Consider the following 15940-nt stretch of genomic DNA (forward strand, 5'->3'; position numbering starts at 1 on the left):
ACTTTACGAAATTGCGCCTTTATACTATTTTTACAATATGGATGTAGCCATAGAACCCAGCTGGAAAACAGTTTTACAAGAAGAGTTTAGCAAACCATATTTTAAAAATCTGGTTGCGTTTGTAAAGCAAGAATACAAGCAGTATACCTGTTATCCTAAGGGAAGCAGAATTTTTTCGGCTTTTGATTATTGTCCGTTTCATGATGTTAAAGTAGTAATTATTGGTCAAGATCCATATCACGGCCCCGGACAAGCTAATGGGCTTTGTTTTTCGGTTAATGATGGAGTGCCGCATCCGCCATCACTGGTAAATATTTTTAAAGAAATTAAAACCGATTTAGGAGTTGCGTATCCTAAATCGGGAAATTTAGAACGATGGGCAAATCAAGGTGTACTTTTATTAAATGCAACACTTACGGTTAGAGCTCATCAGGCAGGGAGCCACCAAAATAAAGGGTGGGAGCAATTTACAGATGCTGCTATACAAGCACTATCTAATAAAAGAGAAAAAATTGTGTTTATGTTATGGGGTGGTTATGCAAAACGTAAGGGTAAAATAATAGACACAAACAAGCATTTTGTTTTAACATCAGGACACCCATCACCATTAAGTGCCAATAGGGGCTTATGGTTTGGCAACAAGCATTTTAGCACTTGTAATAAAATTTTAGAAGAAAACGGATTGCCCTCTATAAATTGGTAACAAGTTTAGAATAAGCTGCTTCTTTATCAATAATATTTACAGCTAATAATTCTTTTTGAATGGCTTTTATGGTAGTTTCAGATATATTTTCTTGAGACCAATCTGTAATTGCTAACCAAGCCCTAATATCGTTTAACGCTAAATGGTATCTGTTGGCTAAGGTTTTATCTATACTGGGTATATCTTTAAAATCAGCAGTAACCGTATTTATAATTTTAAGAACTTGTTTTAATGTTGTTTTGTTGTTTGTTAAAAAGTTTTCGTTAGCAGCAATAACAAAGCAAGGCCAGGGTGTTGGGCAATCTCCTAAGCGTTTAAAAATACCTTTATCTACAAGAGGCTTTGTTGTAAAGTGTTCCCACATAAAATAATCTGCTTCGCCATTTGTAAGAGCATTAACCGCACCGTCTAAAGTATTTACAATTTTAAAAGATAACGATTTTGTGTTCCACCCGTAATTTTTAGCTTGTAAGTAGGTAACCAAGTGGCTGCCACTACCAAATCTGCTAATAGCAGCAGTTTTATTTTCTAAATCGGTGATGGTATTATAATTTGAGTTTCCTGCAACATGAACTCCCCAAAGTAATGGTGAACTAACATAGATTTGAACAATTTTACAGGGATTACCATTAATTATATCTTTAATAATACCACCTGTTAAAATGATTGCCAAATCTGTGCTGTTTTCTCTAAGCATTTCGCGCATTTTACCGGTACCTTCGGGAACATCAATCCATGTAACATCTAAACCAACTTCTGCAAACAAACCGTCTTCTATAGCTAAATGCCAAGGAAAGTTAAAGTGTTCAGGTACTCCGGCAATGCGAATAGTTTTCATTGAGCGTTACGATATAATTTTCTCTAGGGTATATTGTATGAGTTTGTCGACAGCTTCTTTTGGCTTTCTAGAAAAAGTGCCTTTTGGTCTGTTAGCCAAAATACAATTCATAGAAACAGCTCTATGGCCCAATAATTTAGCCATACCATAAATTCCGGCAGTTTCCATTTCTAGATTTGTAATTCGTTTGTTGTTAAAGCTAAAAGAAGCTAATTTCTCGTTTAAGAATGCATCTTGCACAGGAAGCCTTAACTTTCTGCTTTGCGGGCCGTAAAAACCAACATTTGTGGCTGTAACACCCAGATGAGTTTTGTTAGAATATAGTTTTTGAGCTAAATCATTATCGCAAGAAACAATATAGGGAGCAGATTTTTTATGATACCAATCGGTGTGTTTTACAAGCGCTTCCTGCATACTGTGTTCTTGTATAGCCTCGCTTTCATAAAAATGCAAAAGACTGTCAAAACCAATACCGTATTCGCTAATTAAAAAATCATCTACATCTACATCTTCTTGAATAGATCCTGAGGTTCCAATTCTTATTATATCTAACGAGGTAAGAGTATCTTTAACTTCTCTGGTTTTAAAATCTATGTTTACCAAGGCATCTAGCTCGTTAAATACAATATCTATGTTGTCTGTACCAATACCGGTAGAAATTACGGTTATTTCTTTACCTTGTAAGGTTCCTGTGTGGGTTACAAACTCTCGTTTTTCTTTTTTAAACCTGATAGTGTCAAAATACTTAGAAACTTTTTTAACTCTTTCAGGATCTCCTACTGTTATTATGGTTGTGGCAATATCTTCCGGTAATAAATTTAAATGATAAATACTACCATCTGCATTTAAAATAAGTTCAGAATGTGCAATCGGCATTTTGTACTATAACTTTAATAGTTTATGATCTAACTCGTTGTATAAAAAGGCATATTTAGGAGCTCCGCCTAAATAAAGAGAATCATCTTTAATTGTAGCATAAAAATTCTCTTTTTTATTTAGTACTGCTTTCCCTTTTTTACTGAGTTTAACGGGGTAATATGAGGTGAATAATTGTTTTAAGTCTGTAAGCATTCTATAAAACTGTAAATCTCCAAAACCATACATGTCTTGGTCTCTTAACATGTTTCCAATAAGTTGCTCTTTAGTTTTAAATGAGTTATTGGCTGCTTTTTCAAGAATTTTATTCTCTAAATAGTTTAGTCCGTTTTTTATGGTCGGAAATCTTTTTATATGAGCTTCAAGAGCATCGGGCAAATACTCAAATTGCGAAGAATTAAATTTTGTAAATGTTTCTAAACGCATAGGATTATCACTACAATACAGCTGCCAAATGTAATCGGCATATTCAATATCATCTAAAGTTAATTGTACTTTATTGTTGTATAATGACATGAGCTGATCTTTAGAGAGCTCATTTAACCCATACATTTTATTAGTGTCATCTTCTTTACCACTACAAACCAAGTAAATATCGGCTCCTTTTCTCTGTTTATGAAGCCAACTAATAACAGCTATCATGTTAATTTGGCAAAACAAATCATACTCAAACCACAAAACAATTTCGCTTTGCTGTTTTTGGTTGCAAAGATTTCTGTACTCTTTAAGGGTAAAGTTTATAAACTTGTTCTTGGTAACTTTGTACTTTCTGTTTAGGTATTCAAAACGTGTTTTCCAGAACGATTCGCTTCCAACATCTACACTGGTTTTACCTTCGCAAAGCATTTCGCGCCAAGTAATAATTTCTCCTTTAATTGGTAGTTGTTGTAAGGTAAGCGTAAACGCATCACCGTTGGTGATATGCAAAGTTTTACTCATAATTTTTAGTAGTTGGTTGGGTAAAGTTATGCCATAGGCAAATGTGGTTAGGTTTTATCCTCCTACACGTTTTACATTATAAGCTTGCTCTTGCAAGATAGTAATTATTTTTTCTCTGTAGTTACCTTGTATAATAATCTCACCATTTTTAACAGATCCACCAACTCCGCATTTGGTTTTTAAAAGTTTTGCCAGCTCCTTTAAATCGGTCTCAGAACCAACAAAACCTTTAATTACAGTAACAATTTTTCCTGCTCTTCCTTTGGTGCTAAAGTGAGCTTCTAGGTGTTGTTGAACAGGAGGAAGGGTTTGTTGCTCTACGGTATCATTTTCAAATTCAAAATCGTCATTTGTAGAATACACAAACCCTCCCAATGCTTCAAAACTATTTAGTTTCTTTTTCGTCACGAATTAATCTTTTATTAATCCTAACTCTACCAGACGTTCATGTAAGAACTCACCGGCTGTAATATCTTCGTAAAGTTTTGGATTATTTTCGTCTATGCAGTTTTCTAAGCAGTTAAGTGGCATATGGCTTACCGGATGCATAAAAAACGGAATAGAATATCTTGAAGTTCCCCAAAGCTCTCTAGGTGGATTTATTACACGGTGAATAGTAGATTTTAACCTATTGTTAGTATGTCGTGACAACATATCACCAACATTAATCATTAATTCATCTGGTTCTGCAATAGCGTCTATCCATTCTCCTTTATGGTTTTGCACTTGCAACCCTCTACCTTGCGCTCCCATTAGTAATGTAATTAAGTTAATATCACCATGTGCAGCTGCTCTAACAGCATTTTTTGGTTCTTCTGTAATAGGAGGGTAGTGAATTGGGCGTAATATAGAGTTACCATTTTTAATGTACTTATCAAAATAGTACTCATCTAACCCTAAACGCAATGCCAATGCTCTTAAAACATATTTAGCGGTTCTTTCTAGCTGTTTGTAAGCTTCTTTACCAACTTCGTTAAATTCGGGAAGTTCTTCTACATAAACATTTGGAGGATACTCTGCTTCAAGAACCGGATCGTCTTCTACATACTGACCAAAATGCCAAAACTCTTTTAAATCTCCCTCGGTTCTGCCTTTAGCGTGCTCTTTACCAAAAGATGTATAGCCTCTTTGACCGCCAATACCTTCAATTTCGTATTTCTTTTTTACTTCTAATGGTAAATCAAAGAACTTTTTTACTTGGTCATAAAGCTTATCAACTAACTCATCACTTAAAAAGTGTCCTTTTAGTGCAACAAAGCCAATGTTTTCATATGCTTCACCAATTTCTTTGATGAATTTTTGCTTTCTTGCCGGATCTTCCGATAAAAAATCTCGTAAATCTACGCTTGGTATCTTGTTCATAATGCTTTAAAATTTAGTACAAATGTAACGAAAAATGCTTTTTAACAGGCTGTTTAAGCAGAATAAAATATTATAAAGCTAATGCTGGCAAGGTTATATTTTTTTCTACTTTTACCCCGAAAATATTATTTGTTATGCCAAACACATCTGTAACCCAAGACGCCATGATGTTTCATAGAAATAATCTTACTGACTCTCAATTGCTTTCGCTATACGAAGCTATGTTACTGCCCAGAAGAATAGAAGAGAAAATGCTTGTTTTATTACGTCAGGGTAAAATTTCTAAATGGTTTAGTGGGATAGGGCAAGAGGCCATTTCTGTTGGGGTAACTAAAGCATTGCAAGACGATGAATATATTTTACCAATGCACAGAAATTTGGGGGTTTTTACTACCAGAAACATCCCTTTAAACAGATTGTTTTCGCAATGGCAAGGTAAAGCTAATGGCTTTACTAAGGGTAGAGATAGAAGTTTTCATTTTGGCACACAAGAATATAAAATAATTGGAATGATTTCTCATTTAGGACCACAATTAGGTGTGGCCGATGGGATAGCATTAGCGCATAAACTACGTAAAGAACAAAAAGTAACGGCCGTATTTACCGGCGAAGGTGCAACAAGCGAAGGCGATTTTCATGAAGCTCTTAACATTGCAGCTGTTTGGGATTTACCGGTGTTGTTTTGTATAGAAAATAATGGTTACGGACTTTCTACACCTACAAAAGAACAGTACCGTTGTGAGCATTTAGCCGATAAAGGTAAAGGCTACGGAATGGATTCTTATATAATTGATGGCAATAACATTTTAGAAGTTTACCACATAGTTAATGAGCTGGCGCAAAGCTTACGCGAAAATCCAAGGCCTGTTTTACTGGAGTTTAAAACTTTTAGAATGCGTGGGCACGAAGAAGCAAGCGGAACCAAGTATGTGCCAAAAGAATTAATGGATGCTTGGGCTGCTAAAGATCCATTAGAGAATTATAAAAATTATTTAGTAGAAGAGGGCGTTTTAACCAATACAGTTGAAGAATCGTTAGAGAAAAAAATAAAAGCCAAAATAGAAGAAAATTTAAAACTTGCATTTAATGAAAGTACTATCTCATTTAATGAAAGTAATGAGTTAAATGATGTTTATAAAAATTTTGAATATCAAGAAGTTAAACCAAATTTAGAAAAGCAAAACATTCGATTTGTTGATGCAATTTCGCAAGGGTTAAAACAATCTATGCAAAAGCACTCCAATTTGGTTATCATGGGGCAAGATATTGCAGAATACGGAGGAGTTTTTAAAATAACCGAAGGCTTTATAAACGAGTTTGGTAAAGAAAGAGTGCGTAATACGCCTATTTGTGAATCGGCTATTGTTTCTACAGCCATGGGATTATCTATAAACAACATGAAAGCTGTAGTAGAAATGCAATTTGCTGATTTTGTATCCACCGGATTTAACCCGATAGTAAACTACTTGGCAAAAGTACATTACAGATGGAATGAAAAAGCCGATGTGGTTGTTAGAATGCCTTGTGGAGCAGGAGTAGGGGCTGGTCCGTTTCACAGTCAAACTAATGAGGCTTGGTTTACCAAAACCCCCGGATTAAAAGTTGTTTATCCGGCATTCCCGTTTGATGCTAAAGGTTTGTTAGCAACAGCAATTAATGATCCTAATCCGGTAATGTTTTTTGAACACAAAGCACTTTACAGAAGCGTATATCAAGATGTTCCAACAGAATATTACACATTGCCTTTTGGTAAAGCAGCGCAAGTTTATGAAGGTAAAGATATTAGCATAATTACGTATGGAGCAGGAGTTCATTGGGCATTAGAGCTTGTACAACAGCACCCTGAAATTAGCGCAGATATAATAGATTTAAGAACATTACAACCTTTAGATACCGAGGCTATTTACAACACCGTAAAAAAAACCGGCAAAGTGTTGTTATTGCAAGAAGATACAATGTTTGGAGGCATAGCTAGCGATATTGCGGCTTTAATTACAGAAAATTGTTTTGAATATTTAGATGCACCTATAAAAAGAGTAGCAAGCTTAGATACCCCTGTACCATTTGCTAAAGATTTAGAAGATAATTTTTTAGCTAAAAGCAGATTATTACAAGCAACCAAAGAGCTTATTGCGTATTAGCTGTTATAGCAGACGAATAAGGCACTTTAACGTAAATATCTAGCTTGTTTTCATAACGTTTTTGGCTTAGCTGCATACCAAAATCTGCAAGATTTATAGAGGTAACACCAAAAACAGTATCATTTTTGTGGGTTATGGTAAAAGCCACCTTTTTTTGCTGATTTTTTATTGATAATTGCCCCAACAGAACATAGCTGTCTTCAACCTTTACAACTTTTTCGCTTTTAAATATAATTTTAGGAAACTTTTTTGCATGTAGGAATTTTTTAGAAGTAAATCTTAGATTACGAGCAATATTACCGGTATTAAGTGTTTTAGATTCAACTTCGGCTTTAACATTAGATAAATGTAAATTTTCCGGATCAAATAGACTATACGTAGTTAAACCACCAATAGTACCTGTAATATTTTTAGAAGGTAAATGAAAGTATATTTCAGATTCTACGCTTTGTTTGGATAAATATGACGGAGAAAAAGAAAAAATGCCAAAGAGAATAAGTATTATGGCAATTAAGAGTATTTGTTTGCCATATTTCATGTTTTAAGAATTGAGAAGTGCTAATATACTAAAAATTAGCAACTTAACGAAGTTATTAATCTTTTAATCGATAAAATAGAGGGATAAAAACATTTTATTTGACATAATGTAAATTATAAGACAATAAATTTAGCGGAAACTTATTGTGATTAAATTAATACTAATATTATTGGTGTATTATAAAACGCTTGCTTGGAATGTCTATAGTAACTTGTGTTTCTTTAAAAAGCCCACTACCAATCAAACCTTCATATATCAATCCTTCTCTAAATGATGCAGTTACATTTTGTCTACTTATAAAGTTGCCAAAAGCAACCTTGTCTAAATTAAAAATCGAGTCGGTTCTTTTCTCTTGAGATAATACTGTTTTATAAGCTTGAGTTTTGGCAATATTTCTATTCAGTTGAAGTTGGCTGATAAAATACGGATTGACCAAAAATGTTTTATAACCACTGCCGGTATCAAATTCTGCATGAATGGTTACTTTGTCATTAATAACAATTGGTATGAAAACATCTAGTGAAACATTTCCTTTTATACTAAGAGACATGGGAAGAACTATATGGTTTTTGGCCAATTCATCAACTTCGTTATTAGATAACATAATTAGTTTTTTGTTAGTGAAATCAATGGTAAAAGGTTTATCCTCAAAAAATTTTAGTGAAATTAGACCTTCGATTCCGTAATTATCGAGCGGTGGGTACACACCAATTAAAGGACCATTTATTTTATGGGCGCCAATGGCAATGGATGGAATTTTGTAAACCTGACCATCCAAGCGATCGCCATCATGCCTAAAACCAGTAAAATAACCTGATTCTTCGGCACTTTTCTTTACTTTATCAAAGGTTTTGCTAGATAAAACAATTGCGCCTGCTCCAGTATCCAACATAAAAATGGATAGGATATTCTTGAGAAATGACACAAGTAGCCTGTAAGCACAGTAAAATAGTTGTAATAAAGGTGTTAAGTTTCATGGTTGTTAATTTTTAATTATTGTTAGTAACGACATTGAAAGGACTGCTTTATTGCCCTTTGTCAATATTTTTCAAGTATTGGTTGTTTTCTGTTTTCAGCGCTGCTTCATAAAGCTGGTCTCTCCCTTTTTTTAATCCTTCAAGTGAATGCTTTACCAAAATATCAGGTGTTATTCCAATTGATTGCATTTCTTCACCGTTCTGTCTGACAGCATAGCTAGTAGTAAGCCAAATTTTAGTGCCAGCTAGCGTGGTGAACCAATTGATACCTCCAGATGCCCCGGCAGTGTTGCCGTCTCCAATTAAGGTTGCTCCAGCATACTTGAGATAACTGGCAAATGTTTCACCCCTACTCATAGTGGCACTACTAACCAACACTGTTATTTTAGCCTTAATGTGCGGTTGTTTAGGGATGGTTAATGCAGATTGCCAAATGTGAAATTTTTGATCCTGATTGGGATACATGTTAAGCGGACTGCTAATTATCAAGCCTTTTCCCAATCCTTGACCTACCTGTAGGTGGTCAAAAATAGCCTTTAAGGAATTTGGGTAAACCCTTAAATCAATTATTAAATGCTCTGCTTGTAATAACTCATCTAATTTATCGTAAAGATCTTTTGAAGATACAAAGGATGGATTGATGTAGATGGTTCCCGGTTTTGGGTATTCAAAAGGCTCATGCCCAAACGGATTTCTAAAATGCTGAAAGTAGTCCTTTTGTGAAATCGTGTTTACTTCTATTGTTACTACTTCATTATCTCTCTTAAGCTTCACCACTGCTTTAGGCGCATTAACCAAAGCCCCAATGGTATTCACAGCATTCCACAAGTTTAATTGAGGAGATGCAACCTCATTTTTAATTTTACTATCTATAAGAACAGAAGCTTCTTTACCATTTATTTCTAATACTTCATCACCGCTTTTTATTTTAGGGTCGAAACTTCTCAGTACATACACCTTTCCCTGTGAGTAAATCCTGTAGAAAGGCAGCCAACTTTGTACTGCTTTTGTTTTATTCCCATTTTTGTCTTGAGTTTGTGGTCTGGTGACATTGGCATGCCCATCTTGAAACAAAGAAACATAATGTTTAATAACCTTGAGGGAACTCGTTTTTTTGTCTTTAGAATTGAAAATATCGTTTAAACCAATTTTAAGTTGATCTGAAGACTGAAACTTGAACTTTTCTTCCGACCTTTTCCTGTAAGGATATAAATGATGAAAAGCATTCCAGGCTAAAATGAAGTCAGCATACCAAATATCTTCTTCCTGGTAGTGTAGTTTTTTTTCAGAGTAGTATTGTTCTAACATGCTTGAAAATTCTTCAATTTGGGCTTTTTGAGCCAAGTGTTTTGCTTCTTGATTGCTTAACACTATTGGCATGGTAATCCAAAGATTATCTGTAAGCTTGTAAGAAAAAGTCTCTGAAGGATCTGGATGTTTTTCAAGAATAATCTCTGTGCTTAATTTTGAAGGACGAAAATTCTCTGGATAGAAGTATTTATTAAAGTTTAAATAGTCAATAAACTCAAATTTAATATCATCTTTTAGAAAAGGGCTATTTACCTGTATTGTTTTGGTAGAATCAAACTCAGTAGTTACTAAAATTTTAAGATCATTTCCTTCTGATTTTACACCCAAGTTCTCCCCTATTGAAAAAGAACTATGTTGCCAAAAAGTAATGCTATCACCTTGAGAAATTGATTTTAGCTTAAGATCTCTCTTTTCATAGTTGCTAAACATGGTATATGGTGCAATTGATGCGAATAAATCTGATAATTTACCCTTCAATTCTTCATCTGTTTTAAGGTTTCGCACTTGTTGAACACCATACATTAAAAAAGCATTCCAGTTAAAATTTTCAGTCTGAATATTAGGGTAAAAAAAACGAATATATCCGTAGGACTTAGCGAATACTGTTAGGTTTTTAACCTCCCTGCTAGCGTTCTTTGGCATTTTAGGTTGTGCTTGCAGGTTAAAGGTCTCAACAAACGAACCCAACAATATAACAACAAATAGTATATTATAAATTAGTTTATTCATTAGTGTTGAATTTGCTTTATTGGCAAATAGAAAAGGCATAACTATTCTTGATACTTTTTGAGTATTAACTCAAAAGCTCTGGATAAAGTAATTGAGCCATCATAATATGCATTTAGCACTTTTTTAAATTGCTCATCGGTATAAAAATCAAGAAAAACCTGTTTTTGCTCCATTATTAGCTGGTGCTCTACTCCTACTGTTTTCAAGTGTTTTTTAACAGATAGACCGCATAAATAAAACATAGCCGCATGCCATAACTGCTTAGGATATGCAATGTCCTGAGTCTTAGCGGTCTTAAATAATTTCTTTCTAAATGGTGAATTGCGTAAGAACAAGAGATGTGAACCTTCATGGAACACAAATTCAATAAATACCGATGTTTGCATTAAGGGATCAATAGTTGAAACAACTATGTTGTCGTTAGCCGGAGAATAAGCACTTGCCCAATTTCCATAAGTTGTTATATCTACCCTCACTAATTTAGACCACTTGATTCCCGACACATGCTCCAAATCATGTATCACTTTTGATTCAATGCTTTTTATAAAATGAAGATGCTTTGCTAATATGAATGTGTTGTGTTTTTTATGTATAGGCCATAGTTTTTCGGTGTATAGCTTATTTATTTTATTGAGTATACTTGTAAACTTCTTAGAAAATGTTGTATCGGTAATAAATTCGTTTTCTTTTTGTTTTTGAAGCCATTTAAGAACACGACCAGAATGCAATAATTCCTGGCCTATAACTTCCTTTCTATAAAACTTTATACAGTCTTCAAGTGTTTTTTGTTCTTCTTGGGACAAATTGCCCAGAACATTTTGCTCGCCAATATCAAGGAAATTTAGACCGTCTTCACTTAATTTTGTGTGTTGTTGATGACTTGCTCTTTCGAATAGAAAATGATGTAAATTGACCCATTTATTATTATGAAAGCTAAATTGATTGGTTTGTGCAATTGTATCTGTTACAGACTGTGCTTGTAGACAAATGTTTACACCCAAAAGTATTGTAATAAATGTGATTGTTTTTGTTTTCATTGTTTTTGTTTTAGGCAAACCTAACGGTCATGTGTATAATTAGTTGCGGATGATTTCTGGCAATTAATTATACGCGTTGTTAGTTGCTACCATTTTTACTTTTATTAGTTTGAATTTATGAAGTAACCAGAAGCCTACTAAAATTCGCATTATAGGCTGGTAGATTATACTAAAGTAATACACAAATTCACCTAAATTTTTCGATTGCAAAAATTCATTTACAAAAGCAGTCAAATTTCCGAAGCCCCAGATAACTAGCAGATATGAAAGAATGCGATCAAATTTAGAACCATTAACAAGACTAATCCCATAACAGATATTTCCCAGAGCAAAGGCCACTATAAATAAGCCGAAAAGAGCGTAACCAATCAATCCTGCATGATCCATATTAATTTGTATTATCTCTTGAACTGCAATATCATTTGTTTCTAGATATGATCTGCGTAGATTGTTCAAGTAGAAGAAAACAAACATTTGGCGAAAGATCTCAGTAAATGAAAATACCGAAAAGAATATAAATCCTAAGATTGTAAATCCGGGACTCTTCTTAATTTGAATTAATAGGAAACCTAACATTGCAATCAACACTAACAGGCAATGAGCAATTATCCAGAACCTATTTGCAATGTATTTTGAATTCTCAAATAATTTAATGCGCGCTTCAAAACTTAGCTCACCTAAGTCAAATAGATTAGAATGAATTCCTAGTGTGGTAATTACAGATAAAAAACAGCAAATAGTCGCTATTAATATGAATCTTTTGTATTGGGTATTTTGAATCATGGTTTGTTTTTTTAATTCGCCATTTAGTTGCAGCTAACAGAACATAAGATCTTATTTATGTAAATTCCGTTTTCTCTTAGACTCATAGGGTTTTATTTCATCAAGTAAAATGGCTTCATGCATAATTTCATTTACTGTTTTAAACGGTATGTCTTTTATATTCTTAAATATAACACTAAATACTTGTTTGCGCCCCTTATTATCTAAGAGTCCTTGCTCATTAGAAAGCTCATTTCCTCTAACGAAAGCAAACTCTATTTTACCTTCCTTTGTTGGATTCAAGTAACATATCCAGGATTTTTGATAGTAAAAAGGTATATTAAATCTAATTTTTGCTGTTAGGTTTAGTTCTTTGGTTAACCAATTATGCAGAAACAACATTACTTTTTGTTGATCTCCTTCGAGTTGATATATAAAGGTTTCTACTTCATTCATTTTCTTCTAATTCAAGAAAATATTTAATTAGAAAAGAACTATGAGAAATGTTGTTCCCAATACATTATTCTTTGGTCAATTTCGTCTATCGTCGGACGAGAAAAAATTCCGTATGCGCATATTATTAATAACGCAATAATGACAATTAGTAATATTGTCTTCAAATTTGATTTTTTCATATTCTTTAATTTAAATTTTTGTTTTCTTTGTGGCTTATTGTTAAACTTTATTAAAGGTTTTAATTATAATGGCGTAAATCACTTCCGCTATTTTCGATTTATGAAGCCCCTTGTTATCTGCATCTTTATGGCATGCCATACATTCTGACACAATGAATAGAAACACGCCAACTCCATAAATCATACTATTCTTTTTCACCATTCAATAATGTTATTAAATTAGAATAATGTATAACCTACATAAAACTGTAACGTATTGTTTTTGATACTACCGTCGTCTGAATTGGAAATGTCATTAATACCAAGGGTGTATCGTCCGCCAATGTGTAACGAAGAGATAATCTTATACTCTAACCCAAAAACTGCTGATAACTGAAACGATTTGTATTCAGAATCCAGAATTTCACCATCATCAATATCAATGTCTAATTCGTCCTTAATGAGAAATCCGAATTGTGGGCCAACATGAATGGATAAATTTGCTTCAAAGGGTTGATAAGCAATCAGGGTTGGCACATTAATATATGTTACCATTTGCTTGAACTTTATTTTGAAGGGTTCTGGTTCTTCAAAAGACAAATTGATTTTTGAACCTTCTCTGGAGTAAAGTACTTCAGGCTGAAAACTGAAGTTTTCTGAAAAAGGAATGTTACTAAAAATGCCAAAATGAAACGATGTGGTAGCTGAAGAGTTTACTTTAAATTGATCGGTTGCTTTATAATCAATACTTTGATTTGAAACATTCAATCCCCCTTTAATACCAAATGTTATGGCCTCCTCTACTTCCTTGTTTTTAGTTTGTGCAAAAGCTGTTACATAAACAGTTAATATAAAGAATGACAAGATACATTTTGTTTTCATAGGTGTTTTTTTATTACGTTGATATAATTTGTGGTTTATTATGAAGTTTTCTTAAGGTTAAATCATGTTGGTTGGGTTTTATTCTTTATTTAGTATGATATCAACATCTTGGTTATCTGCGTCATCAATAAATAGCCCGTTGAAATTTGGAACATCTTTCAAGAAAGGGTTTATTGAATCTGTCTTTCCAAGAAATATCCTACTATTTTTATCAAAAACTTTAAGTCCATACACACCAGATTCATCTACTGAAAGGCTTACTCTGTCAATACCATGCTTATCATCAAGACCTAGATTTACCCGGTTTTTACCATTAATATTTATAACACCGTAACCTGTTCTTTCTGTTCCATTTTCATCATTAATGATTAGCCCTGTTAAAGGACCTATTCTCTGACCAAAGCTTAAATCTGGCACGGGATTACCTAAAGCAATTCTATCAAATCCTAAACTATCTAAAATTAAAATGCCATAATTGTCATTGCTGTACTCCTTATACCATTCCATGAACTCAGGCTCATAATTTTTTCCCCAATTTTCCCAAACTTTGAGAGAATCAGTTCTTATTCGATTTTTTGCATTGGGTACAGGTGCTCCTATTAAAATTCTTTCATTGCCATTGTCATCTTGTATTACAATTCCCTTGGCATATATGATTTCATTTTTATTTGTTTTTATTTGCTTGAAAAAGCTAATTGTTAAGGCTATTGCCATAATTACCAGTACAGTTGTCTGAATCTTCACAGTGCGTTCAAGTGAATTAATCCTTTTTTCCATGTTTTTTGATTTTGTTTAGTTGTACTGTTTCTTTTTGGTTTTGCATCATTGTGTTTTTAGAACAGTTAACTTGTACATTAAAAACCTTTATCAGTAAAAAGAACACCACTATGCAAAGCGACAGCGTAAAAATCCAGTGATATACCTGTACTTGTTCTAATAGTTTTAGTCTTCTTTTCATTTTTAAAAGTTTTGAAGAATTTTATCTCCCAGGCAAACATAAATTGAGATTTCTAAAAAAAATGTGATATTTATTGGCCGATAGTCTCGTATCATTTTTTTGAGACTTTTTTATATTTCTATATTTATATCCAATTAAGTAAAGCTTTTTAATGAATCCTGATTTTCATCCTATTGTTAATGGCACTTATTTATTGTTAGCTATACAATTACTGCTTTTAGCCGGATTGCAGTTTTTTTATAGTGACAAGAAGCAATATGCATTGGCATTTATTTGCATGATTATGTCAATGTGGTTTTTTAGAAGGTTTTTCTGGGATATTTGGCATGAAAATCCCATGCTCATTATTTTAATAGGTGGTTATAAGGAAGTGTTTTTAGGACCATTGTTGTTTTTTTATTTAAGAATGAAATGGAAAAAAATAAGAACGAGAACCATCTTGATACATCTGGCCTTACCTATAGTTTTATATTTGAGATATATCATTTCACGAATATTTTTTCCAGAATTTTATGAAAGTACGAAGCTTATTGCCTCATGGAGCTTACTTGTATATTTAATGTTGTCTTATTGGTTTTATATTGTGCTTGGTAGCTATGAGTTGCGGAACAGATTACAACCGGCTTTAGTTACAAAAGCTTACAAAAGAGTTCGTTTCTTTTTTTATTTCTTTTTCGCTTATCACCTAATTGCTATAACATGTTCATTTTTATCGCAAATAGCAGTTAAAATTTACCCGGATTCTGAATTTTGGATGTATTTAAATGGAACTATAATTTATAATTTTCATTGGTATTTACAAACACCTTATTTGATTATTGTTAGTATTTTCTTAATCATATATTCGCTCAGCGAAACACCTTATTTTAAAAAGCTGTTTACTGCTAAAAATATTCTCAAAGAACCTATTTCGTATAAAGCAATAGGACCAATTTCTGAGCGGATATCAGAAAAATTTCACAAAGAGAAGATTTTTACAAATACAGATTTAACTCTTGAACGCTCTCTCATTGAGCTTAATATTTCTAAAAAAGAGTTAAGCATTTATTTGGCTCACAACAACTATGTTAATTTTTCAGAGTTCATAAATACGCTAAGGGTCAATGAATTTAAGCGTTTGATACATGATCATAAAAACACTAAATATGATCTTGTGAGTATTGCTTATATGGCAGGATTCAAATCAAAAGCAACCTTTTATAGAGTTTTTAAACAAATTGAAGGTGTTACACCTAATCAATTCATTAAATCTAAATAGATTAAAAAATTTGTA

The 15940-nt window shown here is 33.1% G+C and carries 17 protein-coding genes; 3 read left to right on the forward strand and 14 right to left on the reverse strand.

Annotation, left to right across the window (positions count from 1 at the left end; all coding sequences use genetic code 11):
• Nucleotides 1-37: 37 nt before the first annotated feature.
• On the forward strand, nucleotides 38-703 hold the full coding sequence (ung, locus tag ACZ5CF_RS08160; protein WP_464578770.1) for a uracil-DNA glycosylase: 666 nt from the start codon (nucleotides 38-40) through the stop codon (nucleotides 701-703).
• Here the strand turns inward: ung and ACZ5CF_RS08165 are convergent.
• The 5 genes from ACZ5CF_RS08165 to ACZ5CF_RS08185 are packed head-to-tail and all read right to left on the reverse strand — an operon-like array spanning nucleotide 690 to nucleotide 4718.
• On the reverse strand, nucleotides 690-1541 hold the full coding sequence (locus ACZ5CF_RS08165; protein ID WP_464578771.1) for a substrate-binding domain-containing protein: 852 nt from the start codon (nucleotides 1539-1541) through the stop codon (nucleotides 690-692). The two genes, ung and ACZ5CF_RS08165, sit on opposite strands and share 14 nt — an antisense overlap.
• Before the next feature lie 6 nt (nucleotides 1542-1547).
• Nucleotides 1548-2417, reverse strand: coding sequence for a nucleoside phosphorylase (locus tag ACZ5CF_RS08170; RefSeq protein WP_464578772.1), 870 nt, complete (start codon nucleotides 2415-2417; stop codon nucleotides 1548-1550).
• Between the two features lie 6 nt (nucleotides 2418-2423).
• Nucleotides 2424-3356, reverse strand: coding sequence for a DUF1835 domain-containing protein (locus ACZ5CF_RS08175; RefSeq protein ID WP_464578774.1), 933 nt, complete (start codon nucleotides 3354-3356; stop codon nucleotides 2424-2426).
• A 54-nt stretch (nucleotides 3357-3410) separates the two neighbouring features.
• On the reverse strand, nucleotides 3411-3764 hold the full coding sequence (locus ACZ5CF_RS08180; protein ID WP_464578776.1) for a translation initiation factor: 354 nt from the start codon (nucleotides 3762-3764) through the stop codon (nucleotides 3411-3413).
• A 3-nt stretch (nucleotides 3765-3767) separates the two neighbouring features.
• Nucleotides 3768-4718, reverse strand: coding sequence for an isopenicillin N synthase family dioxygenase (locus ACZ5CF_RS08185; RefSeq protein ID WP_464578777.1), 951 nt, complete (start codon nucleotides 4716-4718; stop codon nucleotides 3768-3770).
• Nucleotides 4719-4882: 164 nt separating this feature from the next.
• Here ACZ5CF_RS08185 and ACZ5CF_RS08190 point away from each other — a divergent pair, with 164 nt between their 5' ends.
• Nucleotides 4883-6859 (forward strand): alpha-ketoacid dehydrogenase subunit alpha/beta, encoded by a 1977-nt coding sequence (locus ACZ5CF_RS08190; RefSeq protein ID WP_464580845.1) that lies wholly within the window; start codon nucleotides 4883-4885, stop codon nucleotides 6857-6859.
• Here the strand turns inward: ACZ5CF_RS08190 and ACZ5CF_RS08195 are convergent.
• The 9 genes from ACZ5CF_RS08195 to ACZ5CF_RS08235 form a co-directional block, all read right to left on the reverse strand.
• Nucleotides 6846-7397, reverse strand: coding sequence for a YceI family protein (locus ACZ5CF_RS08195; RefSeq protein WP_464578778.1), 552 nt, complete (start codon nucleotides 7395-7397; stop codon nucleotides 6846-6848). The genes ACZ5CF_RS08190 and ACZ5CF_RS08195 overlap by 14 nt on opposite strands.
• 166 nt (nucleotides 7398-7563) lie before the next feature.
• Complete coding sequence (locus tag ACZ5CF_RS08200; RefSeq protein WP_464578780.1) at nucleotides 7564-8289, reverse strand: pepsin/retropepsin-like aspartic protease family protein; 726 nt, start codon at nucleotides 8287-8289, stop codon at nucleotides 7564-7566.
• A gap of 133 nt (nucleotides 8290-8422) precedes the next feature.
• Nucleotides 8423-10414: a S41 family peptidase gene (locus tag ACZ5CF_RS08205; RefSeq protein ID WP_464578782.1), complete on the reverse strand. Its 1992-nt coding sequence runs from the start codon at nucleotides 10412-10414 to the stop codon at nucleotides 8423-8425.
• Nucleotides 10415-10455: 41 nt separating this feature from the next.
• The gene (locus ACZ5CF_RS08210) at nucleotides 10456-11451 is read right to left on the reverse strand and encodes a hypothetical protein (RefSeq protein WP_464578783.1); all 996 of its coding nucleotides are present in this window, start codon (nucleotides 11449-11451) and stop codon (nucleotides 10456-10458) included.
• A 63-nt stretch (nucleotides 11452-11514) separates the two neighbouring features.
• Nucleotides 11515-12234, reverse strand: a complete 720-nt coding sequence (locus tag ACZ5CF_RS08215; protein WP_464578785.1) for a hypothetical protein — start codon at nucleotides 12232-12234, stop codon at nucleotides 11515-11517.
• A gap of 51 nt (nucleotides 12235-12285) precedes the next feature.
• Nucleotides 12286-12669 (reverse strand): DUF1801 domain-containing protein, encoded by a 384-nt coding sequence (locus ACZ5CF_RS08220; RefSeq protein ID WP_464578786.1) that lies wholly within the window; start codon nucleotides 12667-12669, stop codon nucleotides 12286-12288.
• A 398-nt stretch (nucleotides 12670-13067) separates the two neighbouring features.
• Nucleotides 13068-13691, reverse strand: a complete 624-nt coding sequence (locus ACZ5CF_RS08225; RefSeq protein ID WP_464578787.1) for a porin family protein — start codon at nucleotides 13689-13691, stop codon at nucleotides 13068-13070.
• Nucleotides 13692-13787: 96 nt separating this feature from the next.
• The gene (locus tag ACZ5CF_RS08230; RefSeq protein WP_464578789.1) at nucleotides 13788-14486 is read right to left on the reverse strand and encodes a hypothetical protein; all 699 of its coding nucleotides are present in this window, start codon (nucleotides 14484-14486) and stop codon (nucleotides 13788-13790) included.
• Nucleotides 14470-14667 carry a hypothetical protein gene (locus ACZ5CF_RS08235; protein ID WP_464578790.1) on the reverse strand — a complete coding sequence of 66 codons (198 nt, stop codon included), beginning with the start codon at nucleotides 14665-14667 and terminating at the stop codon, nucleotides 14470-14472. Before ACZ5CF_RS08235 ends, ACZ5CF_RS08230 begins: the two co-directional genes overlap by 17 nt.
• Before the next feature lie 151 nt (nucleotides 14668-14818).
• Between ACZ5CF_RS08235 and ACZ5CF_RS08240 the strand changes: the two genes are divergently transcribed.
• Nucleotides 14819-15925: a helix-turn-helix domain-containing protein gene (locus tag ACZ5CF_RS08240; protein ID WP_464578791.1), complete on the forward strand. Its 1107-nt coding sequence runs from the start codon at nucleotides 14819-14821 to the stop codon at nucleotides 15923-15925.
• Nucleotides 15926-15940 lie beyond the last annotated feature (15 nt).

Source organism: Lutaonella thermophila, from assembly GCF_055387725.1.